Below are 13,902 nucleotides of genomic sequence, written 5' to 3'. Positions count from 1 at the left end.
TCTAAAATATTCTAAATAAAGGTACCCTGAGCGTTTTATGTTTAAGCAGATAATCGAAGCGTTTTGGGGTTGATTATCTCTATCCATTTTTTTATAGAAGTAATTAAAATAACTACCCCTAATACCAGCATTATAATAGACAGCGTTGCATTAAGCGGGCTATATCCAGCAGCTGCAGGGTTGAGATAAACATTTTTCACCATCCAATAACCAGCATAATTAACCGTAATATATAAATAAGCTAAAGGAATGAGACAAGTCAGCATATAACGTCGTTTACTACTCACTTTTAATATAACTGTCGCACCAATAATCAGACCAATCGAAGCCATCAATTGATTGGATACTCCAAAGAGTGCCCAAACGGAACCGATATCTCCAGAATAAAGCAAATATCCCCACATGAAACAAGCAAACGCACTAGCAAAAATCACACCAGGTGTCCAGTCAACCTTTTTTAAGGGTCGATATAGTTCTCCAAAAAAATCTTGTATTAGATAACGTGCAACTCTTGTACCAGCATCGATCGCCGTTAAAATAAACACTGCTTCAAACATAATTACAAACTGAAAGAAATAAGCAGATAAGTGACTAAACCATGGGATACCGGAAAAGATATAGGTCATCCCTACTGCAAGGGTAACTGCTCCACCCGTTCTCCCTGCAAGATCAAGTCCAATTTGCTGGCTTAACTCAGGCAAATGGATAACATTCATACCCAAAGTTTTAAAAACTTCTGGTGAAGAGTTTATGGCGAAATAATCGGCAGGTTGCAAAACTGTTGCAGCAATGAGAGCCATAATTCCTACCAAACATTCCACCAACATAGCACCAAAGCCAACAACCTTAATGTCGCTCCATTTTTGAATCATTTTTGGTGTGGTCCCTGATCCGACAAAAGCGTGAAAACCTGAGATTGCACCGCAAGCGATCGTAATCGAAATAAATGGCCATACTGGACCAGCGATAACAGGTCCGCCACCGCTCAGAAATTCTGTAAAAGCAGGAAATTGAATACTTGGATTAATAACGAAGACACCAATAATTAGTGCAATAAAGACACCAATCTTCATAAAACTGCTTAAATAATCACGCGGGCTTAATAATAACCAAACAGGCAGGGCTGAGGCAAAAAACGCGTATGTTGGTAAAATAAGACTCAATGTTTTTGTATCAAGCGTTAACCATTCACCAATAACTGTAGTTTGAATATAAGGGCCAATAAATACACCAACCATCAAGAGGAGAAAACCAACTGTTGATGCAAGTTTTAAGTTTCCTGTTTTTTTATAATAAATACCTACCGCTATTGCAATTGGAATCGTTATACCTACCGCAAATGTACCCCATGGATTTTTTTCCAGCGCATGCAAAACTACCATACTCAGTCCTGCCATCGTAATCGTGATAATAAAAAGCATGGCAAGACCTGTACAGAAAGCAGCAACAGGACCTAATTCATCTTTGGCTACTTCAGACAAAGATTTCCCTTGTTTTCGCATGGAAGCAAATAAAACCACAATATCGTGTACAGCTCCCCCAATAACTGCTCCAATTAATAACCATAATAATCCAGGAAGATATCCAAATTGAGCAGCTAAAATCGGTCCGACAAGAGGCCCTGCTGCTGCAATCGCTGCAAAATGATGTCCAAAAGTAACCCACTTATTAGTAGGAACATAATCTTTCCCATCATTTAATTCTTGTGCTGGTGTTGTTTTCGTATTATCGATTTTCAATACTTTTGCCATCATAAATGTTCCGTATAAACGATATGCTATCACCAAGATACAAATGGAACCGATTACAATTGAAATCGCATTCATTTTGATCTCTCCTTTGCTGTTGCTTCTTTCATTTTAATGTATTCCATCGAAAGCAAAGGTATTTACAGTTGAATTACAGAGATCAATGGGTGAAAGGAAAAAAATAGAGCATCAAATGCAAATTCGATACTATCGAATGTCTAGAAATCAAATTGTGTTCGCAGCTCTTTCACGAATGTTCGACTGACAGGTACCTTGGATTTATCCCTCATCATTAAAAGATAAGTAGAATGAAACCATGGTTGTATCTCTACAATCGCCTCCAAATTGACAAGAAAAGATCGATGAACACGTATGATAGAGGTATTAGACAATTTACGTTCTAGCTTTATGAGGGTTTCATTGATCTTATAGTGGCGTTCCGGTGTAACAATCAATGTTTTCCCTTCCGTTGAAGAAAGGTAATAAATTTGTTCGATGGGAATGGGATAGATTCGATCTTCTACTAAAATCGTTAATTTTTTCACTGCCTCCCCTATTTTGCCCCGATTACTTGTTATAACCGATTCATTCACTGTTCGTTGTCTCGTTTTTAACATTTTCTCAATGGTCTTCCGAATACGATCTTCCTCAAAAGGTTTTAAAATATAATCTATCGCATTTAGCTCAAATGCTTTTAATGCATATTCGTCATACGCGGTAGCGAAAACAATTTCTGGCTGAGGATGAAGAGTTAATATTTTTTCTGCTAAATCAATTCCACTTTCGTTCGCAAGCTGAATATCTAAAAAAACAACATCAGGTAATCTTTCTTGAATTTGCTCCCAGGCACATTCTAAATCCTCTGCTTCTCCAATTATTTTTACTTGATTGCTTTTTTGCAGCAAAAAAATCAGCTCATCCCGCGCCATCAGCTCATCATCAACTATAAATGCTGTCAACATGTCGATCTCTCCATTTTTTAGTATCCATCGGTATACGAATGATCACTTTTGTTCCAAGACTGGGTTGACTTTCAATCGAGAAAACTGCTTCTTCCCCATAAATCTCTTTCATTCGTTGCTTAATATTATAGATTGCACTCCCTGTTCCCTGAGTTGAATCGATTTCTTGATTTCCCAACTTGCTTCGTAATTCTTGCGAGATTCCTTTCCCGTTATCTTCAGTAATAAACACCATCTCTTTGTTTTCCGTAAAAGCGCGGATTGTCACATAACCTTTTTGTCCGGATCCCAACTTTGGAAAAGCATGACGAATCGCATTTTCTACGATTGGCTGGATGGTAAATGGAGGAATATATACTTTTTTAATTGCTGGTTCAATCTGATATTCAATGTAGTATTTATCAGGATAACGGGCTTGTTCAAGGGAAAGATATGCTTCAACATGTTCTAACTCTTGTTCTAGTGGAATCAACATTTGTCTAGCGCCCTGTAAATTTCTACGGAAAAAAGCACCTAACTTTATCAGCAGGTACCTTGCCTTTTCTGCATCTGTTCGGCAAAGCGCTGAGATTGTATTAATTGCGTTAAACAAGAAATGCGGATGAACTTGAGCTTGCAGTGCTTTAATCTCTGCATCTTTTAACAATTTGCTCTGTATTTCTGCTTCTGCTAGTTCTAACTGGGTTGAAAATAATTTACCTAATCCTTCAGAAAGTTCTTGTTCGATCTTATCCATTTGACTGGTTTTGGTGAAATACAGTTTTAAGGTGCCTATTGTTTTCTTATGGATTTGGAGCGGTATTACAATTGCCGCTTGCAAAGGGCAATTTGGATTGTAGCATTCAATCTCTTCTGACGAATACGCTTTCAGTATTCTTCCTTGGTCTATTACTTTTTGAGTTAATTTTGTAGACAGCTTTTTTTGTGATAGATGGTGATCTGCAGCTAAACCAACATGCGCCAATACTTGATACTGATCAGTAATCGCAACTGCATTCGCATTTGTAAGAGACAAAATTATTTCAGCTACGTTTTTACATGAATCAGTATTTAATCCTTTGCGAAAAAAAGGCAGTGTTTGATCAGCAATATAGAGCGCTTTGTTTGTTTGCAGCGCACGCATTCGTTCTTCTTCCTGTAAAATCGTTTGAATAATAAGCATAAATACCAACATTCCAAAACCATTTACGATTATCATCGGCAAGCCAATAATTTGCACCAATTGCCATGCAGCTGCAAATGGCTTGGCCACTACTAAGATGATTCCCATTTGTGCACATTCCATCAATATCCCAATGGTCACAACAAACCAAAGTCCTTTATTGGTTTGTTTATTAAATCGCTTTCCAATAAACCCGCTGACAATACCGGATAATATCGTAGAGATTCCACATGCAGCAGCTGTAAAACCCCCAAGTGTCAATCGATGAAAACCCGCTATCAGTCCGGCACCCAATCCCACAAGCGGTCCACCAAACAAACCGCCAATTGCCACTCCCATGATTCGTGTATTCGCAATCGCACTTTCTTCCCCCAAATTTCCTTGCCAAACCTGTGAAAGAATCAAATCATTTTCTCGAATGACAATACCAGTATAATTGCTGATTACACCAAAACCACCAAATAACAAAATTAAAAATAACTTCTCTTTCCAGCCATATTCGTTATGAAGAATCTGTCGAAATGAATTCATCCGTGAAAGCAGAAAAGCAACAATAATTAATAAACCAACACGCTCAAGCATGAGGAGTAATAAGTGAATCAATCTACCACCTCCATCACTTTGATTTTTTCTATTATAGCATCTTGAAATTAGAGAGAAGCAATCCGCTCTCTTCTCTATTAAAAAAGCGAGAAATGGTACTGTGTTTCTCGCTCTTATCCTCCCGCTGACTAGGTAACCCTCCTCGTCTGCGTAATATTATAAATTTTCAGGATAATTTGGTTGACACCGATGCTAGAACTGAAGTTGTCACAAGTGTCTTATAAAATAATACTTTTCCTACTTTGATTGAACGAAACGGCTTTTGATAAAATGTACGATCCATAAGAGCAATGGAATTCCGATAATGTCCACCATAAATATCCATCGATACCATATCGTATTCCAAAAAGTGAAATCTGTCATTCCTGTTTTGGGTACAGCAAAGAATCCAATGCTGATTAACAGAAGCACTACTATTAATACTTTTTTCCAATCTTTTAGATGGAAGAATTGAGCTATCCCATAGCTAAGCATAAACGTAAAAGTGGACAATAAGACCAGATATTGAAACATCCAAACGGAGAGGGTAAAACTATCTAGATTTTGAATAAAATCGAGGATGGAAATCATTTTAATATAATCAACAATGGGATAAGACAAGTTTCCTGTCACTTTAGGGCCAAAAGCAAGGAGACATACGAGTGTCCAGAGGACTAGTAAAACTGAACTAGAACTAATACTCCATAAAACGGAAGATGTCTCTTGCTTTGATTTTGAAAAGAAAGGGATCAGCATGAGTGGCAGGAAAGAAACAAGACTCATCATGGAAGTAGCGACGAGTGCCCCATAAAGAATATCCTTCCATCCTGACTCCGCATAGATCGGTAAGAGTTGTTGCCAATCCCATAACTTCATATTAGCAATCATAATGATGCTAATAATGACACTAAAGACTGGACCTGTCCACTCGCTAAACCGACAAATAGCAGTGATTCCGCCTTTAAACAGTATGTAGCCAGTAAATGAGAGGAGCAATAAAAGTATTATTGATATAGGTGTTTGTTTTAAAATAGCAAGATTTAGATACCCGATTACATCAAAGAGAAATGCTACTATTAGCAGGTACCAAGCAATGAAATATGGAAGAACAATTAACTTGCCAATCCATTTTCCTAAGATATCCTGACTAAATTCAACAATTGTTTTGGTTGGGTATAGCATGCTTAACCTTGCTAAGAAATAGGTAATGATAACTGTAAAACAAGCTGCTAACATCATGGACAACCAAGCATCTTGTTTTGCGTATAAAACGGCTGAATTAATAGCCCAATAGACTACATCTACTAAAAAAAAGAGCCAAAATATTTGCCACTTCGATATTTTCACCAGCTACTCTCCCCGCTTAAAAGGTATACTTGGTTTTGTAAAACCATGATTATGAATCGTTACATTAACTTTCAATTTTATGAATGCTTGTGGAAATAATATTGGCCATTTGGATCTAATTTTTTTCCAATCAGAGGGATGAAAACGACGCAAATTCTCACCGAATCCAAAGATATCCGTTTTGTACTGATGTTGTACCTTTTTGATTGTAAGTTCTGTTTCTTGTTGTAACTGTTTATTAAGTATTTTCTCTATCTTGCTCAGATTTTGATGAGTAGTTAGATCAAAATCTGATTGGTTTTCATGAATTTCTCCTATTCCAGAAAGGTTAATATTGATGTGAATTTGGTTTCCCTTTAATTTGGATGAAATGTTATGCTTCATTTTATACATGTCCACTGACAAATAACCCTTTCCATTCGGTATCCACTGCGTAAAAAATTTATGAGATATTTTTCCTGCAACCCATAGTGCTTCTGCTGCCTGATTGTCTTTTAAATATCCAACCAAAAATTGTTTTCGATTGAATAGTGCGATTTGATTCATCTGCACTGGCTGTTCTTTATTAAATTTATCTTTGGGGTGAATTTCAATCGTTTGCAGGATAGGACTTGTTCCCTGACTTATCGAATCTATAGAATATGTACGAAAATCAGTAAATCTTTCCTGCATCATACTAAATCTATTTCCTTTATCCACTGCATCTGTTGAGAATATTTCCAAAGGAACATCCATTTTTAGAAAGTCTGCTGCATCCATCCCTTTTACCAAAAATATTTTCGTTTTAAAATTACTACCAGGGCTTCGCGATGCTGCATCCATCCACTTCCCAATCCCATGCTTACAGAATCGTTCACTTAAGAAAATATTGTCCCGGTAACCAAGAAATATCTTTCGTGGCAATTTCTCCTGAATATGTTGAAATGCCTCAGAGGCAGTCTTCCCAGCAGCGGAAATAACCGTATAGCCTTGCTTTTTGGCACCGCTTTCCGGCTGTCCGCCGATTCCTGCGGGGACAGCTATTTCTGCACTTAATTTTACCTGTCCGTCAGATGTTTCATCAAAAGAAGTTGATTCAAAGAGGGTTCGTTGATTTGGTTCTAACATATCCCAACAACCGGTTAAGGGAAAACAACATATGAAAATAGCAAATAAAATGGTGATTGCTTTCATTTTTGTTTGCCTCTGTATAAACTTCTATCCAAGATATCTTTCGAACGTCTTTTACTAAAAGGAGCAATAGGAGATAAATAAGGAACATCAAAAGGTTCCAACATCATCATGTGTACAAGAATCACACTGATGCCTAATACCAATCCAATTAAACCAAAACATCCAGTCAGAACAAGTAAGAAAAAACGAAGTAAACGTAATGGTGCACTAAAACTATAACGCGGGATTACATAAGAGGCGATCCCAGTAATTGCTACGACTATAACGATTGGAGCGGAAATAATACCAGCTTGCACAGCGGCTTGACCTATTACAATGGCTCCGACGATGGAAACAAGTGGACCAATTTGATTAGGAAGTCGTATTCCTGCTTCCTGTAAACCCTCAAAAACAAATTCCATCAGAGCTGTTTCGATTACAGTTGGAAAAGGGGAACGTTCTCGAGCAGTAGCAATACTGGTCATAAGAGATTCAGGCATCATTTCAGGATTATAGGTGCTTAAACCGACATAGATTGCTGGCAAAGTAAAAGCCAAACTAACAAAAATATACCGTACCCATCTTCTAGCAATGGAAAATAAATAACGGTCATAATAATCATCTGCCGCTTGTAATCCAGACCAGAAGGTAATAGGAAGAACAAGTACAGATGGACTCCCATCTACGATAACTACTATCCTGCCTTCTATTAGGTTAGCTGTTGCCACATCTGGTCTTTCTGTATTTTGAATTTGTGGAAATAGGCTGTAGGAATCATCTTGAATTTGCTGTTCTATCTGACCTGAATCAATCACATCATAGTCAGCCATTTGTTTTATTCGTTTTCGAAGCACTTCTAAAATAGATGGATCTGCAAGATTCTCAATATATGTCATCGATATTTGCGTTTGTGTTAACGACCCTACTTGGAATGATTCCATTTTTAACCTTGGAGATATAATTCGTCTACGCAGTAAGGAAGTATTTACACGGATACTTTCTGTAAAACCTTCTCTTGGCCCGCGAATAGCTGCTTCATTACGCGGCTCCTCTACTGATCGTTTTTCAAATTTATTTAAACTAGTAATAAATGCTGTTGCTTCATGATCGACTAAGACAGCCACTTTTGCTTTTAAAACAGATGTTACTAACTCTTTAAATTGGCTTGTTGAACTGACGTTAAGTAGAGGAAATAGTTCAAGTTCAGCAGCTTCAGCGAGATTCAACTGCTGTCTAAATCCCTTTGGAATACCTTCATATACAAGAGGTTTAACTAAGTTTTGTTCTAATAAGTTTGTATCAACCAACCCCTCAACATAAACAATCAACATGGATGTATCTTGATCAAGGCGAAGAGATCGAAAGACAATATCGGAACAGTTTTTAAAAGCTAATTTTAAATCATGCATATTTTGTTGTAAATTCGTGGACAGTGGATGATCTAACATATCTATTTTTTCAGTTGGTTTATGTTTTGTTTGTTTTTTCGAAAACCCTGTACTCATAGTAATGATCCCCCATGTATTGGTCTTATGTAGTATGATCCATTAATATGGTTTCATTCTTTCGTAATTATAGAAAAAAAACGCCATCTGTTTGGATGACGTCTCCTATAGTTAAATAGCGGTGTAACAGCAATGATCACCTCCATTTTGAGAGGAGGGTTAGACCCTTGATAAAAATTACTTTTGTTTTTCTTCCCATAAGACATGACAGTTTTACAATTAAAAATATACACATCCTATTCCAAACAGCCAAAAGCCTTAAGCTGCTTATATCGATTAACAGCAAGAATTCCTTTCCAATACCTCCTTGCAACTACAAATTCTTCTGGATAGCTCCCCCAGTTCCACGAAATGTCCCATACCCCTTCATCAGACATTTGTTCAATCAAAAAATTCAAATTTTGTTCGACTAATAAACCCAACCGATCACAAAGAGGGTGTTTCGGACTATCAATGAAATCGAGAGGAAGCGTTTTATAGCCTTTCTCCCAAGTAGTAATATCTTTATCCATGCATCGCTCGGCTAACATCAAAACTTTTTCTGAAACGCTATTTAATGAATTAGGGAATTTAGCATCAAATGTGGATTCATTTTGTTTTATTATTTTAATCAACTGCAAATAGTTGTTGATTTCATGCCTGTCCATTTCCGTCTGAATCATGACATAGTGTGTTGCTTTTTCGATACAATTCCAACCTATTTCCGCAGCTTTGCTTCGCTCGGAAGACCAATGTACAAGAAATGCAGCCAATTCTACACTAGGATTGAACATCCATCTCTCTTGAACACCTTCCTGCCAATGCCACCAAGGTGCGTGTGAATAATCATTATTTTCAGGCAGAACAGAAGCCCACATCCCTGTCTGCCTATCATTTGTATTTAACAAATAAGAAATCATTGACTGAACCATTGGTTCGTTGGCATCTGCACCTATTTCCATCAAAATTTGCCCTGCTGCCCATGTAGCCATTGGAGATGAGTTAGGCAGCCAAAAGTCGGGCTCTAAGCCATTCCCAAAGCCGCCATCCTCGTTTTGATATGTTTTTAACTGCTTTATAACATTTTCTTTGCTTCCATTTCCAAATAAAAATCCAAATCGAGCAAATTCTAATTCTCGGCCTTGTGAAGTTAAGAATATTCCCAATTTTACTAAGTTATTTTTCGGAATTTTATTCACTAAAGAACTCTCCTCATCCTATCACGTGTCACTCTAGTAGGAATGAATACAACATTATACGAGCGATGATGCGTTTGGAATAGCTTACACCCCTACTAATCCAACGGATTGATCACCTCCTGTTCCCGCAACGGTTCAAGAAGCATTAGATCGAATAGCAGCTAAAATTGCACCAATTTAACAAGAGTGAAGTGTTTTATTTCTTTTTAATAATACACACAAACTTGCTTTGGGTTTTAGAGCAAAAATACGTATGAGAGGGAAACACGGAACATTCAGTCTGTCTTTTAATTAGTCGCCTCATATCCTCTTGATTTAATACAATACACCCCAGAAAATAACGCGGCGGATGATGATCCTTAGACTTATGCCTCTAAGGATCATCATCCGCCTTTAATCAGTCGCAGTCGTCGTGGCCGCCTTTCTTCTTTTTCTTCTTCTTTCCGCCAGCAACCAGAGCAGCCGTCTGAACACTGGTCTGCTCACTTTGCTGTACAGAAGCAGACTTGCCCTTTGACTCACAGTCTCCACCACTAACCTCATTGCATGCAGTGAGACCAGAAGCCAGACAAGCACAAGCTGCAACGACCACAAGGCCCTTCTTGACATTTGCCATGAAAGTTCCCTTCTTAAGACTGATATCTTCTAAATCATATTATATTCTTTCACCTCAAACAAGAAAAACGTGGCTAATTCAGTTTAAATACGGAATTCATCAGTGCAAGTAAATGCGGGAATCATATTTTTGAAAAATGAGGAATTTCAGCATAAAAAAACAGCTATGCTTGCACGACTTAGCTGTCTAATTCTTATTTTTCGGTTTCATCAGTCTAGATCGCTTTTCCCACAGCCATTGAGTCATTAGACCTAAAGATAACCAATGCAGTCCTAGTAACAAAATCCATCCGAAAAGCGGGAAGTTTATCACAGATGCTAGGATAGCAGAACCAACTGCTACCATTAGCCATTTTTCCCGTCCTGCTGTAAGTGAAAACTTTTCCCCAATCATCATGGAGACAGCAGTTAAACTAATCACACTAAAAACGATGAGTAACAGCGATAAAAGAATTAACAATGGAATTCCAATAACACTAATGATCAGAAGGCAGCTGATCGCAAGAAATAGTAAACTTGCTGCCACTCCGATTAGCATCATTCGTTTTATCTCAAATTGAATCTTTGTCATAAATGGATCAATTCGATGCTTCGCAAGCAGAACAGCCCCTATTGGCAGTAAGAAAAATAAAAGGCTAAAGGATAACCGAAAAACCCATAATCCAAATAAAAAACTGCCAGTAACAAGCAAATTGTTTGCCATCTGCTGATCAAAAGCGATATGAAATACTTCGTCCGTTACTTTTGCACCTGGTTCTTGTGTGATTGAACCTCCAATCACTAGAACCATATCACGAACATGAGCACTTTTCTTAATATGAAGATTGCCACCAACTACGATAATCTCATGTACCGATCCGGATAAGGTAACATCTCCGCCGATTTCAACGATATGATCGATCGTTTCATGATTCGGAATAACCATATTCTGGTGAGAAAATACCGTCTTATCACCGGATAAGGAGAAAGCAGCACTGTTACTAGCAGCATAAACGGATTCTGAAAAAAATCCTCCCCAGCAGAAAAAACTAATTATGGTTATGAATAATACTAGCTTTCGATTCATCATGTAACTTCCACCTTTTTCGATCTCAACAAACAGCGCAAAGACCAGAGAGAAATTCCTATGAATAGGATAGAAACAAAAGACATAGCTAAGCTTAAATAGGGAACAGCAGAAAGAACAGTAAAAAATCCATGAATAAGACGGTAAACGATTCGAATGGGTGTAAAAGAAAAGAATGCACCAATGGTAAATAGCAAAGATATATTTATAAATAGCAACAGAAAAATACTACTGATTGTGCTCCAACGAAGTGTACGATAAGACAGAAAAGGCATTCGTTGATCCTCAACAGATTGTTGATTAATTGCAGTCATCACCTGATCCGTCAAACGTTCAGGTATGGAAATATGCTCATAAGTAGTTAAGAATCGATGACTCATTGTAGAAAAATCATTATAAAGTTCAAGGCAATCGGAACAAGTTTGCAAATGCTTCTCTACTATAACTCTTTCACTCTCACTACATTCATTATCTATATAAGCGGAAAGCAAATGTTCAACATGTTTCATCAAAATCACCTCTCTTTTTCAACTCATTCCGTAAGATTAGCCTAGCAGTATGTATCCTTGATTTTACGGTTCCTTCCGGGATGTTCATGATTTTTGCTATCTCTTGGTAAGAAAATCCCTGTAATTCTCGAAGGTGAAGAATAGCACGATGTTCGGGTGATAAAGATTGCATTGCCTGATATAAATCCATCTGTAACTGTTTTTGTTCAATAGGACGATGAGAATCACGAATATCTTCTTTCATATCTAACCAATCGCTGACCATCGTTTTTTCTTTTTCTTGCTTTTTTAGACGATCCAAACAGAGATGATGCACAATACGACTCAACCAAGAAGTAAAAGCAAATGCACTCTCTAATTTTTTTAAGGAAAAATAGGCCTTGATAAATGCATCTTGCGATACATCTTCTGCTTCCATGGAATCATTTAACATTGTCATAGCTTGATAATACACTTGTTTTTTATATCGCTCCACAAGAGATTCAAATGCACTTTTGTCACCTTGTTTCGCCCTCATTATGAGGTCATAAAGCTCTTGATCCACACCCTACTCACACCTACTTCCACTTCGCTAATTGGCATATACCTAAAGGACAGCAATAGAGATAAAAAAGTTCAAAGGGTTTAATGAAAAGCAAAGACCCTTGAAATGAACCCCAAGGATCTCTGTCATTACAATGATTGAGATATATTCTTTTCTTTTTTTCCAAAAGTAAACTCTTTTAGTATTTTTCTTAGTTGTAGTCTATATACAATGAATACAGAAACGATCCCTATTAGAATGCCTCCTACTACATCTGTCGGATAATGATGTCCAACAATACGAGAAAAACCAATGAGTAAAGAAATCAGCACTAGTGAAGTACCCAATTTTCGATTGTAGTTCCAAAGTTCTAAAGCAATTGCCATCAATCCAGCAGTGTGATCACTAGGGAATGATGAATCCTCCACATGGGGCAGTAATAAAAATGAACTTGATGAATTACAAACGGAGGTGGGTGAAAATATCTGCTAAATGAGCGAAATACCAGTATAAGCAAAATCATCATATATAGATAAGGACCATAGAAAGTCAATGCTTCAAAAAAAACCACCCAACATATTGTTCCGAAAACCGTTAATCCATTGAAAAGTTGATAATCCAAGGTATTTCTATTTCTTTCTTCGATCTTTAATACATATTTAAAGACTGTTTCTAGGATGGAGAGTTCATTTTTTATATTGTAAAATTATGGATTATAAAAAACTACAAACATACCTTTAGATATGTTTGTAGTCAGGAAGAAACAGTCAGGATAAAGTGATTGATACTCCACTATCTTTCCAATTTGGATTTTCTTTATAAAAACCGCGAATAATGGGAATAATCAATTAGACTGTTACAGGTAGAAGTGATCATCCACTCACAATTTATAATCTTGTCAAGGTAAACTTAGTAAATACCCTGTGATGTTATCTTCTTGTCTTTCTTTACTTATGGGATAGTTCACTTTCTGTCACCCATTTATGATTTTTCACTTTTTCTTCTCTATTGGTAGAAGTGTAATCGACCATATAAACGGTCGTTTTTTCACTTGATACAATGATCGCAGTTGCGCCCTTCATTCCCGGCATATGGTCTGCTGCTAATGTAACTTCTGTCCCTGGTTTTAGCGGTTGATTTTTTGTATTTTTTATCTCTTCTTGGATTACCCACTTATGATTCTTCACTCTTTCTCCCCCTGTTATGGGAGTATAGGAAACTACATAAGCTGTCGTATCATATGCACCTACAATGGTCGCAATTGCACCTTTCATCCCTGGCATGTGGTCTGCTTGTATAATCGCTTGACTTCCCATTTTATATTTTGGATTCGTTTCTTTCTTTAGCCCTGAAGGTAATTCAGCCGAACTCGAATGATTCATTTCTGAATGATTCATTTCTGAATGATTCATTTCTGAATGATTCATTCCTGACATTTGAGAATCCATATTTTTATTGTCTTTTGTTGCATTGTTTCCACATCCACTTAAAACAACAATTACCACAAGAGAAAGAACGAAAAATAATTTTTTCATTTTCCCATTCACTCCTTA

General features: G+C 37.1%; 13 protein-coding genes. All 13 read right to left on the bottom strand.

Annotation, left to right across the window (positions count from 1 at the left end; translation table 11 throughout):
• Window positions 1-41: 41 nt before the first annotated feature.
• Window positions 42-1,826 carry a carbon starvation protein CstA gene (cstA, locus tag AC5WOC_RS01560; RefSeq protein ID WP_496053638.1) on the bottom strand — a complete coding sequence of 595 codons (1,785 nt, stop codon included), beginning with the start codon at window positions 1,824-1,826 and terminating at the stop codon, window positions 42-44.
• A gap of 140 nt (window positions 1,827-1,966) precedes the next feature.
• On the bottom strand, window positions 1,967-2,710 hold the full coding sequence (locus tag AC5WOC_RS01555; RefSeq protein ID WP_496053637.1) for a LytR/AlgR family response regulator transcription factor: 744 nt from the start codon (window positions 2,708-2,710) through the stop codon (window positions 1,967-1,969).
• Window positions 2,688-4,475 carry a LytS/YhcK type 5TM receptor domain-containing protein gene (locus AC5WOC_RS01550; RefSeq protein ID WP_496053636.1) on the bottom strand — a complete coding sequence of 596 codons (1,788 nt, stop codon included), beginning with the start codon at window positions 4,473-4,475 and terminating at the stop codon, window positions 2,688-2,690. The genes AC5WOC_RS01555 and AC5WOC_RS01550 overlap by 23 nt, the downstream gene beginning before the upstream one ends.
• Before the next feature lie 237 nt (window positions 4,476-4,712).
• Window positions 4,713-5,801 (bottom strand): GerAB/ArcD/ProY family transporter, encoded by a 1,089-nt coding sequence (locus tag AC5WOC_RS01545; RefSeq protein ID WP_496053635.1) that lies wholly within the window; start codon window positions 5,799-5,801, stop codon window positions 4,713-4,715.
• A 3-nt stretch (window positions 5,802-5,804) separates the two neighbouring features.
• Window positions 5,805-6,974 carry a Ger(x)C family spore germination protein gene (locus tag AC5WOC_RS01540; RefSeq protein WP_496053634.1) on the bottom strand — a complete coding sequence of 390 codons (1,170 nt, stop codon included), beginning with the start codon at window positions 6,972-6,974 and terminating at the stop codon, window positions 5,805-5,807.
• Window positions 6,971-8,458: a spore germination protein gene (locus tag AC5WOC_RS01535; protein ID WP_496053633.1), complete on the bottom strand. Its 1,488-nt coding sequence runs from the start codon at window positions 8,456-8,458 to the stop codon at window positions 6,971-6,973. Before AC5WOC_RS01535 ends, AC5WOC_RS01540 begins: the two co-directional genes overlap by 4 nt.
• Window positions 8,459-8,694: 236 nt before the next feature.
• A complete protein-coding gene (locus AC5WOC_RS01530) occupies window positions 8,695-9,636 on the bottom strand; it encodes a hypothetical protein (protein ID WP_496053632.1) in 942 nt (313 codons plus the stop codon).
• Between the two features lie 397 nt (window positions 9,637-10,033).
• Window positions 10,034-10,228 (bottom strand): hypothetical protein, encoded by a 195-nt coding sequence (locus AC5WOC_RS01525; protein ID WP_496053631.1) that lies wholly within the window; start codon window positions 10,226-10,228, stop codon window positions 10,034-10,036.
• A gap of 210 nt (window positions 10,229-10,438) precedes the next feature.
• Entirely contained in the window at window positions 10,439-11,320 is an 882-nt protein-coding gene (locus AC5WOC_RS01520; RefSeq protein WP_496053630.1) for a hypothetical protein, read from the bottom strand.
• Window positions 11,317-11,826, bottom strand: a complete 510-nt coding sequence (locus AC5WOC_RS01515; protein ID WP_496053629.1) for an anti-sigma factor family protein — start codon at window positions 11,824-11,826, stop codon at window positions 11,317-11,319. Before AC5WOC_RS01515 ends, AC5WOC_RS01520 begins: the two co-directional genes overlap by 4 nt.
• Window positions 11,813-12,370 (bottom strand): RNA polymerase sigma factor, encoded by a 558-nt coding sequence (locus AC5WOC_RS01510; RefSeq protein WP_496053628.1) that lies wholly within the window; start codon window positions 12,368-12,370, stop codon window positions 11,813-11,815. Before AC5WOC_RS01510 ends, AC5WOC_RS01515 begins: the two co-directional genes overlap by 14 nt.
• Window positions 12,371-12,498: 128 nt before the next feature.
• Window positions 12,499-12,786 carry a phosphatase PAP2 family protein gene (locus AC5WOC_RS01505; RefSeq protein ID WP_496054141.1) on the bottom strand — a complete coding sequence of 96 codons (288 nt, stop codon included), beginning with the start codon at window positions 12,784-12,786 and terminating at the stop codon, window positions 12,499-12,501.
• A 510-nt stretch (window positions 12,787-13,296) separates the two neighbouring features.
• Entirely contained in the window at window positions 13,297-13,884 is a 588-nt protein-coding gene (locus tag AC5WOC_RS01500) for a YdhK family protein (protein ID WP_496053627.1), read from the bottom strand.
• Between the last annotated feature and the right edge of the window lie 18 nt (window positions 13,885-13,902).

The organism is Shimazuella sp. NTD247 (genome assembly GCF_059510415.1).
This window is presented reverse-complemented; position numbering and strand designations above follow the sequence as displayed.

What these genes read in the sequence shown, in the direction of transcription:
- AC5WOC_RS01540 (WP_496053634.1), bottom strand. Translation starts at nt 6,974, where the DNA reads ATGAAAGCAATCACCATTTTATTTGCTATTTTCATATGTTGTTTTCCC.
- AC5WOC_RS01520 (WP_496053630.1), bottom strand. Translation starts at nt 11,320, where the DNA reads ATGATGAATCGAAAGCTAGTATTATTCATAACCATAATTAGTTTTTTC.
- AC5WOC_RS01515 (WP_496053629.1), bottom strand. Translation starts at nt 11,826, where the DNA reads ATGAAACATGTTGAACATTTGCTTTCCGCTTATATAGATAATGAATGT.
- cstA (WP_496053638.1), bottom strand. Translation starts at nt 1,826, where the DNA reads ATGAATGCGATTTCAATTGTAATCGGTTCCATTTGTATCTTGGTGATA.
- AC5WOC_RS01535 (WP_496053633.1), bottom strand. Translation starts at nt 8,458, where the DNA reads ATGAGTACAGGGTTTTCGAAAAAACAAACAAAACATAAACCAACTGAA.
- AC5WOC_RS01500 (WP_496053627.1), bottom strand. Translation starts at nt 13,884, where the DNA reads ATGAAAAAATTATTTTTCGTTCTTTCTCTTGTGGTAATTGTTGTTTTA.
- AC5WOC_RS01555 (WP_496053637.1), bottom strand. Translation starts at nt 2,710, where the DNA reads ATGTTGACAGCATTTATAGTTGATGATGAGCTGATGGCGCGGGATGAG.